Raw genomic sequence first — 19,945 nt, 5'->3', positions numbered from 1 at the left:
ACGTGATTGATAAATCCGCCTTTGTTCATCCGACCGCCATTGTGGAAGAGGGCGCTTCACTTGGCGCTAATGTTCACATTGGCCCTTTTTGCCTTGTTGGACCCCATGTTGAAATTGGTGAGGGTACCGTACTGAAGTCTCACGTTGTCGTTAACGGTCATACTAAAATTGGCCGTGATAACGAGATTTATCAGTTCGCCTCCATTGGTGAAGTGAACCAGGATCTGAAATATGCTGGTGAACCGACCCGCGTGGAAATTGGCGATCGTAACCGCATTCGCGAAAGCGTTACCATTCATCGTGGCACAGTGCAGGGCGGTGGACTGACGAAGGTGGGCAGCGATAACTTACTGATGATCAATGCCCACGTGGCACATGATTGCACTATCGGTGATCGCTGTATTCTGGCCAATAACGCTACGCTTGCTGGTCACGTCTCGCTGGATGATTACGTCATCATCGGTGGCATGACCGCGGTGCACCAGTTCTGCATTATTGGCGCACACGTGATGGTCGGCGGCTGTTCTGGCGTTGCTCAGGACGTTCCGCCGTACGTTATTGCTCAGGGCAACCACGCGACGCCGTATGGCGTCAACATTGAAGGGCTGAAGCGTCGCGGTTTTACCCGCGAGGCGATCACCGCGATTCGCAATGCTTACAAAGCGCTGTACCGTAGCGGCAAAACCCTGGACGAAGTAAAACCGGAAATCGCCGAACTGGCGAAGCAGTACCCGGAAGTGCAGCCGTTCAGCGATTTCTTTGTCCGCTCAACACGCGGCCTGATTCGTTAATGGCTGAGCAGCGCCCCTTAACGATTGCCCTGGTCGCCGGAGAAACCTCCGGCGATATTCTTGGTGCCGGCTTGATCCGGGCGCTAAAAGCGCGCGTACCTGACGCGCGTTTTGTTGGCGTCGCCGGCCCGCGAATGCAGGCTGAAGGCTGTGAAGCCTGGTATGAAATGGAAGAACTGGCGGTAATGGGCATTGTGGAAGTGCTCGGACGTCTGCGTCGTCTGTTGCATATCCGTGCCGACCTGACCCGTCGATTCACTGAGCTGCGGCCCGATGTCTTCGTCGGTATTGATGCACCTGATTTCAATATCACTCTTGAAGGGAATCTGAAAAAGCAGGGTATCAAGACGATTCATTACGTCAGTCCGTCCGTCTGGGCGTGGCGACAGAAACGCGTTTTCAAAATAGGCAGATCCACCGACATGGTTCTGGCTTTTCTGCCTTTCGAAAAAGCGTTTTACGATAAGTATCATGTGCCGTGCCGTTTTATCGGCCACACGATGGCGGATGCGATGCCGCTTGACCCGGATAAAAACGCGGCGCGGGATGTGCTGGGGATCCCTCATGATGCGCACTGTCTGGCGTTATTACCCGGCAGTCGCGGCGCGGAAGTGGAAATGCTCAGCGCAGATTTCCTGAAAACGGCTCAACGGTTGCGTCAGACTTACCCTGATCTTGAAGTGGTGGTGCCGCTGGTGAATACCAAACGGCGTGAGCAGTTCGAGAAAATAAAAGCGGAAGTCGCTCCGGAACTGTCTGTTCACCTGCTCGACGGCATGGGGCGTGAAGCGATGGTGGCCAGTGACGCGGCGTTGCTGGCGTCGGGGACGGCCGCCCTTGAGTGCATGTTAGCGAAATGCCCGATGGTGGTGGGATACCGTATGAAGCCCTTCACGTTCTGGCTGGCGAAGCGTCTGGTAAAAACCGACTATGTCTCGCTACCCAACTTGCTGGCGGGCAGAGAACTGGTGAAAGAGTTGTTGCAGGAAGAGTGCGAGCCGCAGAAGCTGGCTGAGGCGCTACTGCCCCTGTTAGCCAACGGGAAGACCAGCCACGCCATGCATGATACTTTCCGCGAACTGCATCAGCAGATCCGCTGTAACGCCGATGAGCAGGCGGCGGATGCGGTCCTGGAGTTAGCACGATGATCGAATTTGTTTATCCGCACACGCATTTAGTGGCGGGTGTGGATGAAGTCGGGCGCGGTCCGTTGGTCGGTGCGGTCGTTACCGCTGCCGTGATCCTCGACCCTGCTCGCCCGATTGTGGGTCTTAACGATTCCAAAAAATTATCTGAAAAGCGCCGTCTGGCGCTGTATGACGAAATCAAAGAAAAAGCGTTGAGCTGGAGCCTCGGTCGTGCGGAACCGCACGAAATTGATGAGCTGAATATTCTCCACGCTACGATGCTGGCCATGCAGCGAGCGGTGGCGGGGTTACATATTGCGCCGGAATACGTGCTGATCGACGGCAATCGTTGCCCGGTCTTGCCTGTGCCATCAATGGCGGTCGTCAAAGGCGATAGCCGTGTAGCGGAAATCAGCGCCGCATCTATTCTTGCAAAAGTCACGCGTGACGCTGAAATGGCTGCGCTGGATATCGTTTTCCCGCAATATGGTTTTGCCCAACACAAAGGGTATCCAACCGCTTTCCATCTGGAAAAACTGGCTAAACATGGCGCAACGGAGCATCACCGACGTAGCTTTGCTCCCGTTAAACGCGCACTGGGACTCGTGTCCTGATTCTTGTGTTGAAGGAATCTCAAGATGTCTGAACCTCGTTTCGTTCACCTGCGGGTGCACAGCGACTACTCCATGATCGATGGGCTGGCGAAAACCGGGCCGCTGGTGAAAAAGGCGGCCGCGTTAGGCATGCCTGCGCTGGCGATCACCGATTTTACCAATCTCTGTGGTCTGGTGAAGTTCTACGGAGCGGGTCATGGCGCAGGGATTAAACCTATTGTTGGCGCCGATTTCCATGTTCAGAGCGAGCTGATGGGGGATGAACTGACGCATCTGACAGTGCTCGCCGCCAATAACACCGGCTATCAAAATCTGACGCTGTTGATTTCAAAAGCCTATCAACGTGGCTATGGCGCGGCGGGGCCGATCATCGATCGTGACTGGTTGATTGAACTGAAAGAAGGTTTGATCCTGCTTTCCGGCGGGCGCATGGGCGATGTCGGGCGCAGCCTGCTGCGCGGCAACAGCGCGCTGGTCGATGAGTGCGTCGCGTTCTATGAAGAACACTTCCCGGATTGTTACTTCCTGGAGCTTATCCGTACCGGTCGTCCCGATGAAGAGAACTATCTTCATGCTGCCGTTGCGCTGGCGGAAGCGCGTGGTTTGCCGGTGGTCGCCACCAACGATGTGCGCTTTATCAACAGTGATGACTTTGACGCACATGAAATTCGCGTCGCTATTCACGATGGCTTCACCCTCGACGATCCCAAACGTCCGCGTAACTACTCGCCGCAGCAATATATGCGCTCGGAAGAGGAGATGTGCGAACTCTTTTCTGATATTCCGGAAGCGCTGGAAAACACCGTTGAAATCGCCAAACGTTGTAACGTAACGGTGCGTCTGGGCGAGTATTTCCTGCCGCAGTTCCCGACCGGCGATATGACCACGGAAGATTTTCTGGTGGTGAAATCGAAAGAGGGGCTGGAAGAGCGTCTGGAATTCCTGTTCCCGGATGAAGCTGAGCGGAAAGAGAAACGCCCGCCTTACGATGAACGCCTGGATATTGAACTGCAGGTGATCAACCAGATGGGGTTCCCGGGCTACTTCCTCATCGTGATGGAGTTTATCCAGTGGTCAAAAGACAACGGTGTACCGGTAGGTCCGGGTCGTGGTTCCGGTGCGGGATCGCTGGTGGCCTACGCGCTGAAAATCACCGATCTCGATCCGCTGGAATTTGACCTGCTGTTCGAACGTTTCCTTAACCCGGAACGTGTCTCCATGCCTGACTTCGACGTTGACTTCTGTATGGAGAAACGCGATCAGGTGATCGAACATGTGGCGGACATGTATGGTCGTGATGCGGTATCGCAGATTATCACCTTCGGTACAATGGCCGCGAAAGCGGTTATTCGCGACGTGGGGCGTGTACTGGGCCACCCGTACGGTTTTGTCGACAGGATTTCAAAACTGGTGCCGCCCGATCCGGGGATGACGCTGGCGAAAGCCTTCGAGGCTGAACCACAACTGCCAGAAATCTACGAGGCAGATGAAGAGGTTAAAGCGCTGATCGACATGGCGCGTAAGCTGGAAGGCGTCACCCGTAATGCCGGTAAACACGCCGGTGGCGTGGTGATCGCCCCAACGAAAATCACCGACTTCGCGCCGCTGTACTGTGATGAACAGGGGCTGCACCCGGTTACCCAGTTTGATAAAAACGATGTGGAATATGCCGGCCTGGTGAAGTTCGACTTCCTCGGCCTGCGTACGCTCACCATCATCAACTGGGCGCTGGAGATGATCAACGCCCGCCGCGAGAAGAACGGCGAGCCGCCGCTGGATATTGCGGCTATCCCGCTGGATGACAAAAAAAGCTTCGACATGCTGCAGCGCTCGGAAACCACCGCGGTCTTCCAGCTTGAATCCCGCGGCATGAAAGACCTGATTAAGCGTCTGCAACCTGACTGCTTTGAAGATATGATCGCACTGGTGGCGCTGTTCCGTCCGGGGCCGTTGCAGTCCGGGATGGTTGATAACTTCATCGACCGTAAGCACGGGCGCGAAGAGATCTCCTATCCCGATGTGCAGTGGCAGCACGAAAGCCTGAAACCGGTACTGGAGCCGACCTATGGCATCATCCTGTATCAGGAACAGGTGATGCAGATTGCCCAGGTGCTCTCTGGCTATACTCTTGGCGGTGCGGATATGCTGCGTCGTGCGATGGGTAAGAAAAAGCCGGAAGAGATGGCCAAGCAGCGCTCCATCTTTGAAGACGGCGCGAAGAAAAACGGTATTGACGGCGAACTGGCGATGAAAATCTTCGATCTGGTGGAGAAATTCGCCGGGTACGGATTTAACAAATCCCACTCCGCCGCCTATGCTTTGGTGTCGTATCAAACGCTGTGGTTGAAAGCTCACTATCCTGCTGAGTTTATGGCGGCGGTGATGACCGCGGATATGGACAACACCGAGAAGGTGGTGGGGCTGGTGGATGAATGCTGGCGCATGGGGCTGAAAATCCTGCCGCCGGATATCAACTCCGGGCTGTATCACTTCCACGTTAATGACGACGGCGAGATTGTCTACGGCATCGGCGCGATCAAGGGCGTTGGCGAAGGTCCGATCGAGGCGATCATCGAGGCGCGTAACAACGGCGGTTACTTCCGCGAGCTGTTCGATCTTTGCGCCCGTACCGATACCAAAAAGCTCAACCGGCGCGTGCTGGAAAAATTGATCATGTCCGGGGCTTTTGACAGGCTCGGTCCACATCGCGCTGCGCTGATGAACTCGCTGGGCGATGCGCTGAAGGCCGCTGACCAGCACGCGAAAGCGGAAGCGATTGGTCAGGCGGATATGTTCGGCGTACTGGCGGAAGAGCCGGAGCAAATCGAACAGTCCTACGCCAGCTGCCAGCCGTGGCCAGAGCAGGTGGTGTTAGATGGGGAACGCGAAACGTTGGGGTTATACCTGACGGGACACCCGATCAATCAGTATTTAAAAGAAATTGAGCGCTATGTCGGAGGCTACAGGCTGAAAGACATGCATCCGACAGAACGTGGTAAAGTGACCACGGCTGCGGGGCTCGTCATTGCCGCAAGGGTTATGGTCACCAAGCGCGGCAATCGTATCGGCATCTGTACGCTGGATGACCGTTCCGGACGTCTGGAGGTGATGTTATTTACCGACGCCCTGGATAAATACCAGCAATTGCTGGAAAAAGACCGCATACTTATCGTCAGCGGACAGGTCAGCTTTGATGACTTCAGCGGGGGGCTTAAAATGACCGCCCGCGAAGTGATGGATATTGACGAAGCCCGGGAAAAATATGCTCGCGGGCTTGCTATCTCGCTGACGGACAGGCAAATTGATGATCAGCTTTTAAACCGACTCCGTCAGTCTCTGGAACCCCACCGCTCGGGGACAATTCCAGTACATCTCTACTATCAGAGGGCGGATGCACGTGCGCGGTTGCGTTTTGGCGCGACCTGGCGTGTCTCTCCGAGCGATCGTTTGCTAAACGATCTCCGTGGCCTCATTGGTTCGGAGCAGGTGGAACTGGAGTTTGACTAATACAGGAATACTATGAGTCTGAATTTCCTTGATTTTGAACAGCCGATTGCAGAGCTGGAAGCAAAAATCGATTCTCTGACTGCGGTGAGCCGTCAGGACGAGAAACTGGATATTAACATCGATGAAGAAGTGCATCGCCTGCGTGAAAAGAGCGTAGAGTTGACGCGCAAAATCTTCGCCGATCTTGGCGCATGGCAGGTTGCCCAACTGGCACGCCATCCGCAGCGTCCTTACACCCTGGATTATGTTCGCCTGGCGTTTGATGAATTTGACGAACTGGCGGGCGATCGCGCTTATGCCGACGATAAAGCGATCGTCGGCGGCATCGCGCGTCTGGACGGTCGTCCGGTGATGATCATTGGTCATCAGAAGGGCCGTGAGACCAAAGAAAAAATCCGTCGTAACTTCGGTATGCCGGCGCCGGAAGGCTATCGTAAAGCGCTGCGTCTGATGGAGATGGCTGAGCGTTTCAACATGCCGATCATTACCTTTATCGATACCCCGGGTGCTTACCCAGGCGTCGGTGCGGAAGAACGCGGACAGTCTGAAGCAATCGCGCGTAACCTGCGTGAAATGTCACGCCTGAGCGTGCCGGTTATCTGTACCGTGATCGGCGAGGGCGGTTCCGGTGGCGCGCTGGCGATCGGCGTGGGCGATAAAGTGAATATGCTGCAATACAGCACCTATTCCGTTATCTCCCCGGAAGGCTGTGCTTCCATTCTGTGGAAAAGTGCGGACAAAGCGCCACTGGCTGCAGAAGCGATGGGTATCGTTGCGCCGCGTCTGAAAGAGCTGAAGCTTATCGACTCGATCATTCCGGAACCGTTGGGTGGTGCGCATCGTAATCCGGAAGCGATGGCGGCTTCACTGAAAGCGCAACTGCTGGCTGACCTCGCGGATCTCGAGGTATTGAGCACTGAAGATTTGAAAAACCGTCGCTATCAGCGTCTGATGAGCTACGGTTACGCGTAAGCGTTGACGATTCCGAAAAGGGCCACAACAAATTGTGGCCCTTTTTTTTACCTGCGGTTTGAACAGGCTATGATTAGCTAAGGTTTTTCCAGGAGGAACGCATGAATATCATCGCTATTATGGGACCGCACGGGGTTTTTTATAAAGACGAGCCCATTAAAGAGCTTGAGCGTGCACTGCAATCACAGGGATTTCAGATTATCTGGCCGCAAAACAGCGTCGACCTGCTGAAATTTATTGAACACAACCCGCGTATCTGCGGCGTCATTTTTGACTGGGATGAGTACAGTCTTGATCTGTGCAGCGAGATTAACCAGCTTAATGAGTATTTACCGCTGTTCGCGTTTATCAACACGCATTCGACGATGGACGTCAGCGTTCACGACATGCGCATGGCGCTATGGTTTTTTGAGTATGCGCTGGGTCAGGCGGAAGACATCGCGACGCGTATTCGCCAGTACACCGGCGAGTATCTCGACAATATCACGCCACCTTTTACCCAGGCCTTGTTCACCTATGTAAAAGAGGGGAAATATACCTTCTGTACGCCGGGTCATATGGCCGGAACGGCCTATCAAAAAAGCCCGGTGGGCTGCCTGTTTTATGACTTTTTCGGCGGCAACACGCTCAAAGCGGATGTGTCGATTTCGGTAACAGAACTGGGGTCGTTGCTCGACCACACCGGGCCGCACCTGGAAGCGGAAGAGTACATCGCCCGTACCTTTGGCGCGGAGCAGAGCTACATGGTGACCAACGGCACGTCAACCTCCAACAAAATTGTGGGGATGTACGCCGCGCCGAGTGGAAGCACGCTGTTGATTGACCGTAACTGCCATAAATCACTGGCGCATTTGTTGATGATGAGCGACGTAGTACCTGTCTGGCTGAAGCCGACGCGTAACGCTCTTGGTATTCTGGGTGGCATTCCACGGCGCGAATTTACACGTGAAAGTATTGCGAGCAAGGTGGCCGCGACCGCGCAGGCGCAATGGCCGGTTCACGCCGTCATCACCAACTCGACCTACGATGGTTTGCTGTATAACACCAACTGGATCAAACAGACGCTGGATGTCCCTTCGATCCACTTCGATTCCGCCTGGGTGCCGTATACCCATTTTCACCCCATTTATCAGGGGAAAAGTGGGATGAGCGGTGAACGGGTGCCGGGTAAGGTGATTTTCGAAACGCAGTCCACCCACAAAATGCTGGCGGCGCTATCGCAGGCGTCGCTGATCCATATAAAAGGGGACTATGACGAAGAGACCTTCAACGAAGCGTTTATGATGCACACCTCGACCTCGCCGAGTTATCCGATTGTCGCCTCCATCGAGACGGCGGCAGCGATGCTGCGGGGCAATCCCGGTAAGCGATTAATCAATCGCTCTGTGGAGCGCGCGTTGCATTTTCGCAAAGAAGTACAGCGGTTGCGCGAGGAGTCTGACGGCTGGTTCTTTGATATCTGGCAGCCGGAAGAGGTGGACGAAGCGGAATGTTGGCCGGTTGCCCCTGGTGAAAACTGGCACGGGTTTACCGATGCCGACGATGACCATATGTTCCTCGATCCGGTAAAAGTGACCATTCTGACGCCCGGTATGGATGAGCAGGGGAACATGAGTGAAGACGGGATCCCCGCTGCGCTGGTGGCGAAATTCCTTGATGAGCGCGGCGTAGTGGTCGAGAAAACCGGGCCTTACAATTTGCTGTTTCTCTTCAGCATCGGTATTGATAAAACCCGGGCGATGGGGCTGTTGCGTGGCCTGACCGAATTTAAGCGTGCTTACGATCTCAATCTGCGCGTAAAAAATATGCTTCCGGATCTGTATGCGGAAGATCCCGATTTTTATCGCAATATGCGTATTCAGGATCTGGCTCAGGGGATCCATTCGCTTATCCGCCAGCACGATCTGCCCGGACTGATGCTGCGCGCATTTGACACGTTGCCGGAAATGATCATGACACCACATCAGGCCTGGCAGAGACAGATCAAAGGCGAAGTCGAAACGGTAACGCTTGATCAACTGGTCGGACGCGTGTCGGCGAATATGATCCTGCCGTATCCGCCAGGAGTGCCGCTATTGATGCCGGGAGAAATGATTACTGAACAAAGTCGCGCCGTACTCGATTTCCTGCTGATGCTCTGTTCTGTCGGCCATCATTATCCGGGCTTTGAAACAGATATCCATGGCGCGAAACAGGATGACGACGGCGTATACCTCGTCCGAGTCTTAAAAACGGCATAACGACTTGCTCTGAGCGCTCCCGGGCGGGTAACGTGCTGATGATAAATTACGGAGATGAAGACACTATGCTGGGATTAAAACAGGTTCACCATATTGCGATTATTGCGACAGACTATGCCGCGAGTAAGTCCTTCTATTGCGATATTCTGGGGTTTACGCTGCTGAGCGAGGCCTATCGTGCAGAACGAGACTCGTGGAAGGGCGATCTGGCGCTGAACGGACAATATGTGATTGAGCTTTTTTCATTTCCTTTCCCGCCAGCGCGTCCTGGTCATCCGGAAGCCTGCGGTTTGCGCCATCTGGCGTTCAGCGTGGATGACCTCGATAAATCGGTGGCACATCTTGAGGCAAATCATGTCAATTGCGAAGCCATCCGCATTGATCCTTTCACCAACAAACGCTTCACCTTTTTTAAAGACCCGGATGGTCTGCCGCTCGAACTGTATGAACAGTAAGACTTGTTATTGCGATGATTGCCCGGTAACGTGCCGGGCAACGTCACTGTAAATAATCGCTATGACAACACTTACGCTGAATACATCGCTTTTTTCCTCGCAACAGATTCTGGTCGCATATAGCGGCGGTCTGGATTCAACCGTACTCCTGCACCAACTGGTGCAATGGCGGGCGCAGCAGCCTGCACTTTCTCTGCGTGCGATTCATATCCACCACGGATTAAGCACGCATGCTGATGCGTGGGTGGCGCATTGCGAAGCCGTTTGTGCCCAATGGCAAGTGCCGCTGGTGGTGGAGCGCGTAACGTTGGCAGAGGCGGGACTGGGAATTGAAGCGCATGCCAGACAGGCCCGGTATCAGGCTTTTGCGCAGACGCTACTTCCCGGCGAGGAGCTGGCGACGGCGCAGCATCTGGACGATCAGTGTGAAACCTTTTTACTGGCGCTTAAGCGCGGTAGCGGACCGGCGGGGCTGTCTGCCATGGCGGCGGTAACGTCATTTGCCGGAACCCGGCTTATTCGTCCGCTGTTAACGCAAAGCCGCAATGCGCTGGAACAGTGGGCGAGAGAACATCAGCTTCGCTGGATTGAAGACGAAAGCAACCAGGATGATGCCTACGATCGTAACTTCCTGCGGCTGCATATTCTTCCGCGCTTGCAACAGCGCTGGCCGCATTTTGCTGATGCCACGGCGCGCAGCGCAGCGCTGTGCGCTGAACAGGAAAGCCTGCTGGATGAACTGTTGGCCGAAGAGTTGTCGGCCTGTATCACCGTAAACGGCACGCTGGCGCTAACGCCGTTGATGGGGATGAGCGAGGTTCGTCGCGCCGCGCTGCTCAGACGCTGGCTGGCGAAGCAGAATGCGCCGATGCCTTCGCGCGATGGGCTGGAGCGTCTCTGGCTGGAGGTGGCGATGGCGCGTGAAGACGCATCGCCTTGTCTGCGTTTCGGCGAGTTCGAAGTACGGCGCTATCAGGATCAACTGTGGTGGATTAAAACCGTTGCCGGACAACGTGATGCCGTACTGCACTGGCCTCGCGGGCAATCATCGCTGGTATTACCTGCCGAACTGGGTATTGTCCGGCTACAGCCGGGGGGCGAATTGCGTATGCCGCGTGAGGATGAACGGGTCAGCATTCGCTTTACCGCTTCCGGGTTGCTGCACATTGTTGGACGCAACGGCGGGCGTAAGCTCAAGAAAATCTGGCAGGAGCGGAACGTGCCGCCCTGGCGACGCGAGACCACGCCCTTGCTGTTTTATGGCGAAACGCTGATTGCGGCAGCGGGCGTATTTGTCACGCGTGACGGAGCGGCGGGTGAGGAACCGGGTGTGGAACTGGTGTGGGATAATATCGGCTGAAATGCCGGATGGCGCTGTGCTTATCCGGCCTACTATCGCATGGCGAGTAGGCCGGATAAGGTGCTTGCACCGTCATCCGGCAACATCTGTTCAGGATTCGCTAACCACCACGGTACCAATTTCCGGGTGGCTGAAGCTGGCAATTTTATCGAGACGAAGCTCGCGTGTTTCACCCGCCGCCTCGGTGATCAGATATTCCACGTTCTTACGTGAAACCAGATCGTTGGCCTTTGCCTGCAGAACTTCGCCGTCTTTCATTTCCAGCGTCAGTAATAAATGATGCTGGCAGGCGAGCTCGAGGTTGTCGTAGTCATCACAATTGATGGGTTGGTATGTATCATTCATTGACATAATCGCTCACCAGTAAGTTCGCCGCAGCATAGGCCGCCTTTTCCCTGACCGACTCTGAAAGGGCGCTGTCAGCCGCTATTTCATTAAGCACTTTCAATACGCAACCCAGCGCATCCGGGACATACCCTAAGTCTCCGCTGGCGATTTCCGCATACCGCTTGCGTATTAACTCACAATATTTTTCCACATGCCCTCCTGTCAGCATTCTGACTTCACCGTGGATGCAAGTCTAAGCCTACGAAGATAAACTCTGTTTAGCAAGGTGACTATACCACAGCCATTCAGGCAATATCAGCGCCTTGATTGACTATCCTTTGACAGCCTTTTGGCGTGGTTTTCGCTACAATGGCCGCCTGATTCGAAAGGAGTTTTTCATGGCGCTTAAAGCGACAATTTATAAAGCCGTCGTCAACGTGGCGGATCTTGACCGCAACCAGTTTCTGGATGCGGCGTTGACGTTAGCGCGTCATCCCTCGGAAACCCAGGAACGTATGATGCTGCGCCTGCTGGCGTGGATTAAGTACGCCAATGAGCGTCTGCAATTTACCCGCGGCTTGAGCGCGGAAGACGAGCCGGAAGCGTGGCTGCGTAACGATCATCTGGGGATCGATTTATGGATAGAGCTGGGCCTGCCGGATGAACGGCGTATCAAAAAAGCCTGTACTCAGGCCGCGGAGGTTGCCCTGTTTACCTACAATAATCGGGCAGCGCACATCTGGTGGCAGCAAAACCAGAGCAAATGCGCGACGTTTTCTAATCTGACCGTCTGGTATCTGGATGATGAACAACTGGCTCAACTCAGCGCCTTTGCTGATCGCACCATGACGCTACAGGCGACGATTCAGGACGGGGCCATCTGGCTGTCTGATTCTCAGAATAATCTGGAAATCCATCTGGCGGCGTGGCAGCAACCGGCATGATTGTGATTTCGCGAACCGTCTCGATCCCCGACGATGAGCTGGAGATCACCGCTATTCGCGCACAGGGAGCTGGCGGACAGCACGTGAATAAAACCTCAACGGCGATACATTTGCGTTTTGACATTCGGGCCTCCAGCCTGCCAGAGTATTATAAGGAACGTCTGTTGGCCGCCAGCCATCATCTGATTACGGCCGATGGCGTGGTGATTATCAAAGCGCAGGAGTACCGCAACCAGGAGTTGAATCGGGAAGCGGCGCTTGCCAGATTGGTGGCGGTGATAAAAGAACTCACTGTAGAACAAAAAAGCCGACGCGCAACCCGACCGACGCGGGCATCGAAAGAGAGAAGATTAAATTCGAAGGCGCAGAAATCTTCAGTAAAAGCCCTTCGCGGTAAAGTCCGTCGCGATGAATGACGGGCAGGAATAAAATTTGATAGGGAGTCAGGGTGAAAAAAACACTACTTTCAGCGATGGCGGCGTTTACGCTCTTCGCATTGATTGGCTGTAACCACCGTTCTGAGGTTGACGTTATCCAGCCGACGCAGGTTGCGGAATTAAAACCGATGCAGCAAAGCTGGCGGGGCATTTTGCCATGTGCCGACTGCGAAGGGATTGAGACCTCACTGTTTCTGGAGAAAGATGGCACATGGGTAATGAACGAACGCTATCAGGGCGTACGTGAAGAACCCTCTTCTTTTGCTTCCTATGGCACCTGGGCGCGCACAGCCGATAAACTGGTACTGACCGACAGTCAGGGTGAGAAGTCTTACTACCGCGCGAAAGGCGAAGCGCTGGAGATGCTCGATCGGGAAGGTAATCCGGTAGAGTCTCAGTTCAACTATACGCTTGAACCGGTGAAATCCAGTTTGCCGGTCACGCCGATGGCGATGCGAGGCATGTACTTCTATATGGCGGACGCCGCAACCTTTACCGACTGTGCGACCGGTAAGCGCGTTGCCGTTGCCAGCAATGCAGAACTGGAGCGTGGTTATCTTGCCGCACGTGGTGCCAGTGAAAAACCCGTGCTGTTGTCTGTAGAAGGGCACTTCACGCTGGAAGCGAATCCGGATACTCAGGAACCGGTGAAGACGTTGATGGCGGATAAAGAGATTAAATTTATCCCCGGTCAGGACTGCAGTAGTAAATAATCCTGCGCCAGGACCAGAAACCCCGCCGGAGCGGGGTTTTTTTATGGTTTAACCTTTGATGGCTTTGACCAGATAGTCAACGATGTCGCCGGTTTTGATCAGTTGTTTCTCACCATTACGACGATATTTATATTCGATATCATCGTTATCGAGGTTACGATCGCCCAGCACGATAGTGTGCGGAATACCGATCAGTTCCATATCTGCGAACATTACGCCCGGGCGCTCTTTACGATCGTCCATCAGCACTTCGATGCCCTGCGCACGCAGTTCGGCATACAGTTTTTCGGCCAGTTCCTGCACGCGATAGGATTTATGCATATTCATTGGCAGAATCGCTACCTGGAACGGGGCGATAGCGTCAGGCCAGACAATCCCGCGCTCGTCGTAGTTTTGCTCAATGGCGGCGGCTACCACACGCGTTACCCCGATGCCGTAGCAGCCCATCGTCAGGATCTGGTTGCGACCGTCTTCACCCTGAACGGCGGCTTTCATTGCTTCAGAGTACTTGGTGCCCAACTGGAAGATATGACCGACTTCGATACCGCGTTTGATAAGCAGCGTGCCTTTACCATCCGGGCTTGGATCGCCGGCGACGACGTTACGGATGTCAGCGACTTCCGGGGTTGCGACATCGCGATCCCAGTTAATGCCAAAGTAATGCTTACCATCCACGTTAGCACCTGCCGCGAAATCACTCATTGCGGCAACGGTACGGTCAATAATCACCGGCACTGGCATGTTCACCGGGCCCAAAGAACCCGGACCGGCATTCACCAGCGCGCGGATCTCTTCTTCGGTTGCGAACGTCAGCGGGCTGGCAACCTGCGGCAGTTTTTCCGCTTTGACTTCGTTCAGTTCGTGATCGCCGCGAACCAGCAGTGCGACCAGCGGAGACTTGCTGTCTTCCACGGCTTTCACCAGCAGGGTTTTCACGGTTTTCTCGATTGGCAGATTGAACTGTTCAACCAGCTCGGCGATGGTTTTTGCGTTCGGCGTATCAACCAGCGTCATCTCTTGCGTTGCAGCGGCGCGCGGCTCTTTCGGCGCAACGGCTTCCGCAAATTCAATGTTTGCTGCGTAATCAGAGGAATCAGAGAAGATCACATCGTCTTCGCCGCTTTGTGCCAGTACCTGGAATTCGTGCGAAGCGCTGCCGCCGATAGAACCGGTGTCAGCCTGTACCGCGCGGAAATCCAGCCCCATGCGGCTGAAGATTTTGCTGTACGCGGCGTACATCGCGTCGTAGGTTTCCTGCAGCGATTCCTGAGAGGTATGGAAAGAGTACGCATCTTTCATCAGGAATTCACGGGAGCGCATCACGCCGAAACGCGGACGCACTTCGTCACGGAATTTAGTCTGAATCTGGTAGAAGTTCAGCGGCAACTGTTTGTAAGAGCTGAGCTCGTTACGAATCAGGTCGGTGATCACTTCTTCGTGCGTTGGGCCAAGTACGAACGGACGATCGCCACGGTCAGCAATACGCAGCAGTTCCGGACCATATTGTTCCCAACGGCCGCTCTCTTGCCATAGTTCAGAAGGCTGAACCACCGGCATTAACACCTCGATCGCACCGGCGTTGTTCATCTCTTCACGCACGATGTTCTCAACTTTTTTCAGGACGCGCACGCCGGTCGGCAGCCAGGTGTATAACCCGGAGGCCAGCTTGCGGATCATCCCGGCGCGCAGCATCAGCTGGTGGCTGATCACCTCGGCGTCGGCAGGTGTCTCCTTCAGAGTGGAGAGCAGGTATTGGCTAGTACGCATGTTGTTACGGTTCCAGTTGAACGATCGAACAGGCTCAATGCGAGCCTGACACAAAAAAAGTGATTTAGTTTACCAGCGAGAAAGGGATGTCAAAAGAGAAGGGCGTGAAATTAGCGGGGTTCCAACGCAAAGACTTCAAAACCCGTCTCGGTTACACGCCAACGCACGTTGAAATCATGCAGCCAGACGGCGTAGGTTTTGCCCGTCTCTTCCCCTTTTCGATAGGCAGGACGCGGGTCCTGCGCCAGTACTTCACGAATAAACGTCTTCAATTGCGGGTAGTATTTTTCCAGCGCAAGAAACTGGCGCTCAATCTCGTCGGTAAAACTCACCTGCATGTCAGCCAGCGGCGCCTGTTGCGCATAGCTGGCTGTGGCATCCGGCAGAGATTCCGCAAACGGCAGATAGGGCTTGATGTCGATGACCGGCGTACCGTCAACAAGGTCCAGACTGCCCAGTTGCAGAATGACCTGATCTTTCTGACAGACAACGCCTTTCAGTTCGACCAGCGACATGCCGACAGGGTTGGGGCGAAACGTTGAGCGTGTGGCGAACACGCCCATACGCGCGTTACCGCCAAGACGAGGCGGGCGTACGGTTGGACGCCATCCCCCTTCCATCGTCTGATGGAAAACAAAGATCACCCATAAGTGGCTGAATGCCTCCAGGCCGCGTACCGCATCGGCCTGGTTATAAGGCGGCAATAAATGCAGTTCGCCGTTGGCGCTTTTTACCAGCCCCGGCTGGCGGGGAACGGCGAACTTTTCTTTGTAAGGTGAGCGGATAACGCCGATTTGCCCGAATTGAAAATGACTCATTTAGCCGAGATGTTAAGGGCAGACCCAATGCAGACAGCCTGACGATAGCAGCCTGGCGTCCCGCTGGTGACTTCACAGCTATGCAGCAAAACGGCATTGGCTTTCATTTTCGACGCGTTAATCTGCATGCGTTTACGTGCCGTCGGGATGTTCGGTGGAGAGTCCTGATTAGAGGCCTGACAGGATTCACCGGTCACTTCACCGAGATCGCGGAACGGTTTGCCGACCAGATCTTCAGCATTGGTGTAAATTCTGACGGGAACAGCGCGCGGCGCTTTCGGTTTTTCCGGCTCCGCTTTTGGCGGGGTTGCGGTGCTTTGAACGGGTTCAACAGGGGATCTGCTTAGCATGGAACAGCCGCTCAGCATGAGTGCCAATAAACAGATCGGTAAAGCACGCATAATATTTCCTCAATGAATGATCTAACTGTCACATATTGAATCAGGAGCTTGCATAAATGACAAGACGGGCAAATGCCCGTCCTGAATGATATTACAGTTTGTGAAAAGCGCCTAAAAATTACCAGCCCTTAACAGCACCACCGTTGAAGACTTTATTTGCCGCTTCGTAAACTTCGTCGGACTGATAAGCCTGGACGAATTTCTTCACGTTCTCCGCGTCTTTGTTATCTTCACGGGTCACGATCAGGTTAACGTACGGGGAATCTTTATCTTCAACGAAGATACCGTCTTTTGCCGGCGTCAGGTTGATCTGGCTGGCGTAAGTGGTGTTGATCACCGCCAGAGCAATCTGCGCATCGTCAAGAGAACGCGGCAACTGAGGTGCTTCCAGTTCGACAATTTTCAGATTTTTCGGGTTTTCGACGATATCCAAAGAGGTCGGCAGCAGGCCCACGCCCTCTTTCAGTTTGATCAGACCGACTTTCTCCAGCAGCAGCAGGGAACGTCCCAGGTTGGTCGGATCGTTCGGAACCGCTACCTGCGCGCCATCCTGAAGTTCATCCAGAGATTTGATTTTTTTGGAATAACCTGCAATCGGATATACAAAGGTGTTGCCTGCGGCAACCAGCTTGTATCCGCGATCTTTGATTTGTTGATCCAGGTACGGCTTGTGCTGGAAGGCGTTGGCATCGATATCGCCTTTGCTCAGCGCTTCGTTCGGCAGAACGTAGTCATTGAAGGTCACCAGTTCGACATCCAGGCCGTATTTTTCTTTCGCGACTTTCTGTGCAACTTCAGCAACCTGCTGCTCTGCACCCACAATCACGCCGACTTTGATGTGGTTTGGATCTTTTTCATCCTGACCGCAACCCACAAGTGCCAGAGAACCAATCAGGGCCCCAACTGCCGCAAAGGTTTTGAATTTGAACGCCATGCTTATTTCCTTAATGTGATGTTATGTTTTGTCGAACGTTACTTGTGCGTCACCGTACGGACGATACGATCGCCCGCGAACTGAATTAAATAAACCAGAACAACGAGTAATACCAGCACTGTGTTCATCACGGTTGCATTGTATCCAATGTAACCGTACTGATAGCCGATCTGTCCAAGACCGCCGGCGCCCACGGCACCGCCCATCGCGGAATAACCGACCAGGGTAATCAGTGTAATGGTCGCCGCGTTCACCAGACCTGGCAGCGCTTCTGGCAGAAGCACCTTACGTACGATTTGCAGCGGCGTCGCGCCCATCGCACGCGAGGCTTCAATCAGGCCGGTCGGGATTTCCAGCAGCGCGTTTTCCACCATGCGGGCGATAAACGGCGCCGCGCCGACGGTGAGCGGGACAATTGCAGCCTGCAAACCAATAGAAGTGCCCACAATCACGCGGGTGAACGGGATCATCCATACCAGTAAGATAATGAAAGGAATCGAACGGAAGATATTCACGACCGCAGAAAGCGTACGGTAGAGCTTAGCATTCTCGATAATTTGCCCGGGACGCGTCACATACAGCAGAACGCCCACCGGCAGACCAATCACAAAACCAAAGAACCCGGATACGAAGGTCATTGCCAGCGTTTCCCAGACGCCGCGTACCAGCAGCCACATCATCGGCTCAGACATAACCCAGTACCTCTACTTTTACATGGTGTTCCTGCAGCCAGGCGATCGCGGCTTGCGTTTCTTCTTGTGTGCCGTGCATTTCGGTCAGCATGATGCCGAACTTGACGCCGCCGGCGTAATCCATCTGCGCGCTGATAATGTTGTTATTCACGTTAAAGCGACGCGCCGTCTCGGAAAGCAGCGGCGCATCCACCGACTGACCGGTGAATTCCATGCGCAACATCGGGACGCTGTCGGTCGTCGATTCTGTCTTCAGGCGCGCCAGATAATCCTCCGGAATATCCAGATGCAGCGTGGACTGAATAAACTTTTGCGCCAACGGGGTTTTCGGGTGGGAAAACACTTCGCTGACAGTATCTTGCTCAATCAGCTCACCGTTGCTGATGACGGCTACGCAGTCGCAGATGCGTTTCACCACATCCATTTCGTGCGTGATCAACAGTATGGTCAGACCAAGACGACGGTTGATGTCTTTCAGCAGTTCGAGAATGGAGCGAGTAGTGGCTGGGTCCAGCGCGCTGGTGGCTTCATCGCACAGCAATACTTTCGGCTGGCTTGCCAGTGCACGGGCGATAGCGACACGCTGTTTCTGACCACCAGAAAGGTTTGCCGGATAGCTGTCGTGCTTATCACCCAGCCCCACAAGGTCAAGCAGTTCTGTCACGCGGCGTTTGATCTCATCTTTCGGCGTGTTGTCGAGTTCCAGCGGCAGCGCGACATTACCAAAAACGGTTCGGGAGGCCAGCAGGTTGAAGTGCTGGAAAATCATGCCAATCTGACGACGCGCTTTAGTCAGTTCAGATTCAGATAGTGTCGTCAGTTCCTGTCCGCCAACCTGAACGCTTCCTTCTGTCGGGCGCTCCAGCAGGTTTACACAGCGGATCAGCGTACTTTTACCGGCACCGGAAGCACCGATGACGCCATAAATTTGTCCGGCAGGGACATGCAGGCTAACGTTGTTCAGCGCCTGAATGGTGCGAGTCCCCTGATGGAACACTTTTGTGATATTCGAAAGTTTAATCATTGATTATTTATTATCGTAATGTAGTTAGCCGTGGCATTTTCGTCTGCCTGATACGGTCAAAAACCGTCAACAAAATGGATGTTAAGGCATCCAGACGTCTAAATCAATCAGGGTTTCTACGATGAGCACTTTCTTGCCTGCCGAAAAATGCGATACTAGCGGCACATGCCTTATTCAGGAGCTATAAAAGGTGGCAAAGTCCGTACCCGCAATTTTTCTCGACCGTGACGGCACTATTAATGTGGATCACGGCTACGTACATGAAATCGACGAGTTCGAATTTATCGACGGTGTTATTGATGCCATGCGTGAGCTCAAGACGATGGGCTATGCGCTGGTGGTTGTCACCAACCAGTCAGGGATCGCGCGCGGCAAGTTCACCGAAGCGCAGTTTGAGACATTAACAGAATGGATGGACTGGTCGCTGGCGGATCGCGATGTCGACCTTGATGGTATCTATTACTGCCCGCATCACCCGCAGGGAAGTGTGGAAGAGTATCGCCAGGTTTGCGATTGTCGCAAACCGCATCCAGGAATGCTGATCTCGGCTCGCGACTTTTTGCACATTGATATGGCCGCCTCGTATATGGTGGGTGACAAATTAGAAGATATGCAGGCGGCTACGGCAGCAGGCGTCGGGACAAAAGTGCTGGTGCGTACCGGCAAGCCGATAAACCCGGAAGCAGAAAGTGCGGCGGATTGGGTATTAAACAGCCTTGCTGATCTCCCTTCGGCGATAAAAAAGCAGCAAAAATAGGCGTTATGGTTAAAAGGTGAGCGGTTGAAACAAATCTGTATTTTTCCGCTTGTCTTCCTGAATCG

General features: G+C 54.1%; 20 protein-coding genes. 12 read left to right on the top strand and 8 right to left on the bottom strand.

The annotated features are described in order from the left end of the window. Positions 1 to 2: 2 nt before the first annotated feature. The 8 genes from lpxA to tilS all read left to right on the top strand — a co-directional run bounded on the left by lpxA (position 3) and on the right by tilS (position 11,066). Entirely contained in the window at positions 3 to 791 is a 789-nt protein-coding gene (lpxA, locus tag QNN88_RS12870) for an acyl-ACP--UDP-N-acetylglucosamine O-acyltransferase (protein WP_414240570.1), read from the top strand. Then, positions 791 to 1,939, top strand: coding sequence for a lipid-A-disaccharide synthase (lpxB, locus tag QNN88_RS12865; protein ID WP_414240569.1), 1,149 nt, complete (start codon positions 791 to 793; stop codon positions 1,937 to 1,939). Before lpxA ends, lpxB begins: the two co-directional genes overlap by 1 nt. Next, positions 1,936 to 2,532: a ribonuclease HII gene (gene rnhB / locus QNN88_RS12860; protein ID WP_414240568.1), complete on the top strand. Its 597-nt coding sequence runs from the start codon at positions 1,936 to 1,938 to the stop codon at positions 2,530 to 2,532. Before lpxB ends, rnhB begins: the two co-directional genes overlap by 4 nt. Before the next feature lie 24 nt (positions 2,533 to 2,556). Further along, on the top strand, positions 2,557 to 6,039 hold the full coding sequence (gene dnaE, locus QNN88_RS12855) for a DNA polymerase III subunit alpha (RefSeq protein WP_414240567.1): 3,483 nt from the start codon (positions 2,557 to 2,559) through the stop codon (positions 6,037 to 6,039). 12 nt (positions 6,040 to 6,051) lie between these two features. Next, positions 6,052 to 7,011 (top strand): acetyl-CoA carboxylase carboxyl transferase subunit alpha, encoded by a 960-nt coding sequence (gene accA / locus QNN88_RS12850; RefSeq protein WP_414240566.1) that lies wholly within the window; start codon positions 6,052 to 6,054, stop codon positions 7,009 to 7,011. Between the two features lie 101 nt (positions 7,012 to 7,112). Then, on the top strand, positions 7,113 to 9,251 hold the full coding sequence (gene ldcC / locus QNN88_RS12845) for a lysine decarboxylase LdcC (protein ID WP_414240565.1): 2,139 nt from the start codon (positions 7,113 to 7,115) through the stop codon (positions 9,249 to 9,251). Positions 9,252 to 9,316: 65 nt separating this feature from the next. Next, positions 9,317 to 9,706 (top strand): VOC family protein, encoded by a 390-nt coding sequence (locus QNN88_RS12840; RefSeq protein WP_414240564.1) that lies wholly within the window; start codon positions 9,317 to 9,319, stop codon positions 9,704 to 9,706. A gap of 61 nt (positions 9,707 to 9,767) precedes the next feature. Next, the gene (tilS, locus tag QNN88_RS12835; protein ID WP_414240563.1) at positions 9,768 to 11,066 is read left to right on the top strand and encodes a tRNA lysidine(34) synthetase TilS; all 1,299 of its coding nucleotides are present in this window, start codon (positions 9,768 to 9,770) and stop codon (positions 11,064 to 11,066) included. A 90-nt stretch (positions 11,067 to 11,156) separates the two neighbouring features. On the opposite strand, the gene rof is transcribed toward tilS, so the two are convergent. Then, a complete protein-coding gene (rof, locus tag QNN88_RS12830; protein ID WP_414240562.1) occupies positions 11,157 to 11,417 on the bottom strand; it encodes a Rho-binding antiterminator in 261 nt (86 codons plus the stop codon). Beyond that, positions 11,404 to 11,604 carry a YaeP family protein gene (locus tag QNN88_RS12825; RefSeq protein ID WP_414240561.1) on the bottom strand — a complete coding sequence of 67 codons (201 nt, stop codon included), beginning with the start codon at positions 11,602 to 11,604 and terminating at the stop codon, positions 11,404 to 11,406. Before QNN88_RS12825 ends, rof begins: the two co-directional genes overlap by 14 nt. Positions 11,605 to 11,791: 187 nt before the next feature. Here QNN88_RS12825 and QNN88_RS12820 point away from each other — a divergent pair, with 187 nt between their 5' ends. The 3 genes from QNN88_RS12820 to nlpE are packed head-to-tail and all read left to right on the top strand — an operon-like array spanning position 11,792 to position 13,487. After that, complete coding sequence (locus QNN88_RS12820) at positions 11,792 to 12,337, top strand: YaeQ family protein (protein ID WP_414240560.1); 546 nt, start codon at positions 11,792 to 11,794, stop codon at positions 12,335 to 12,337. Then, positions 12,334 to 12,753: an alternative ribosome rescue aminoacyl-tRNA hydrolase ArfB gene (gene arfB, locus QNN88_RS12815; protein ID WP_414240559.1), complete on the top strand. Its 420-nt coding sequence runs from the start codon at positions 12,334 to 12,336 to the stop codon at positions 12,751 to 12,753. The genes QNN88_RS12820 and arfB overlap by 4 nt, the downstream gene beginning before the upstream one ends. A 32-nt stretch (positions 12,754 to 12,785) precedes the next feature. Then, entirely contained in the window at positions 12,786 to 13,487 is a 702-nt protein-coding gene (gene nlpE / locus QNN88_RS12810; RefSeq protein ID WP_414240558.1) for an envelope stress response activation lipoprotein NlpE, read from the top strand. A gap of 48 nt (positions 13,488 to 13,535) precedes the next feature. Here nlpE and proS read toward each other — a convergent pair whose 3' ends face one another. The 6 genes from proS to metN form a co-directional block, all read right to left on the bottom strand. Continuing rightward, positions 13,536 to 15,254 carry a proline--tRNA ligase gene (proS, locus tag QNN88_RS12805; protein ID WP_414240557.1) on the bottom strand — a complete coding sequence of 573 codons (1,719 nt, stop codon included), beginning with the start codon at positions 15,252 to 15,254 and terminating at the stop codon, positions 13,536 to 13,538. 110 nt (positions 15,255 to 15,364) lie between these two features. Beyond that, positions 15,365 to 16,072: a tRNA (N6-threonylcarbamoyladenosine(37)-N6)-methyltransferase TrmO gene (gene tsaA / locus QNN88_RS12800; RefSeq protein WP_414240556.1), complete on the bottom strand. Its 708-nt coding sequence runs from the start codon at positions 16,070 to 16,072 to the stop codon at positions 15,365 to 15,367. Further along, positions 16,069 to 16,473 (bottom strand): Rcs stress response system protein RcsF, encoded by a 405-nt coding sequence (gene rcsF / locus QNN88_RS12795; protein WP_042323642.1) that lies wholly within the window; start codon positions 16,471 to 16,473, stop codon positions 16,069 to 16,071. Before rcsF ends, tsaA begins: the two co-directional genes overlap by 4 nt. Positions 16,474 to 16,591: 118 nt before the next feature. Then, the gene (gene metQ, locus QNN88_RS12790) at positions 16,592 to 17,407 is read right to left on the bottom strand and encodes a methionine ABC transporter substrate-binding lipoprotein MetQ (protein ID WP_414240555.1); all 816 of its coding nucleotides are present in this window, start codon (positions 17,405 to 17,407) and stop codon (positions 16,592 to 16,594) included. Between the two features lie 38 nt (positions 17,408 to 17,445). Then, a complete protein-coding gene (locus QNN88_RS12785) occupies positions 17,446 to 18,099 on the bottom strand; it encodes a methionine ABC transporter permease MetI (RefSeq protein WP_042323638.1) in 654 nt (217 codons plus the stop codon). Next, on the bottom strand, positions 18,092 to 19,123 hold the full coding sequence (gene metN, locus QNN88_RS12780; RefSeq protein ID WP_414240554.1) for a methionine ABC transporter ATP-binding protein MetN: 1,032 nt from the start codon (positions 19,121 to 19,123) through the stop codon (positions 18,092 to 18,094). Before metN ends, QNN88_RS12785 begins: the two co-directional genes overlap by 8 nt. 190 nt (positions 19,124 to 19,313) lie before the next feature. Between metN and gmhB the strand changes: the two genes are divergently transcribed. Next, entirely contained in the window at positions 19,314 to 19,880 is a 567-nt protein-coding gene (gene gmhB / locus QNN88_RS12775) for a D-glycero-beta-D-manno-heptose 1,7-bisphosphate 7-phosphatase (RefSeq protein ID WP_414240553.1), read from the top strand. The last annotated feature ends 65 nt before the right edge of the window (positions 19,881 to 19,945 follow it).

The sequence above is a fragment of the Citrobacter sp. ANG330 genome, from assembly GCF_047467925.1.
GTDB lineage: Bacteria > Pseudomonadota > Gammaproteobacteria > Enterobacterales > Enterobacteriaceae > Citrobacter_A > Citrobacter_A amalonaticus_G.
Note: the sequence above shows the minus strand (reverse complement) of the source record. Positions and strands in the feature narration are given on the sequence as shown.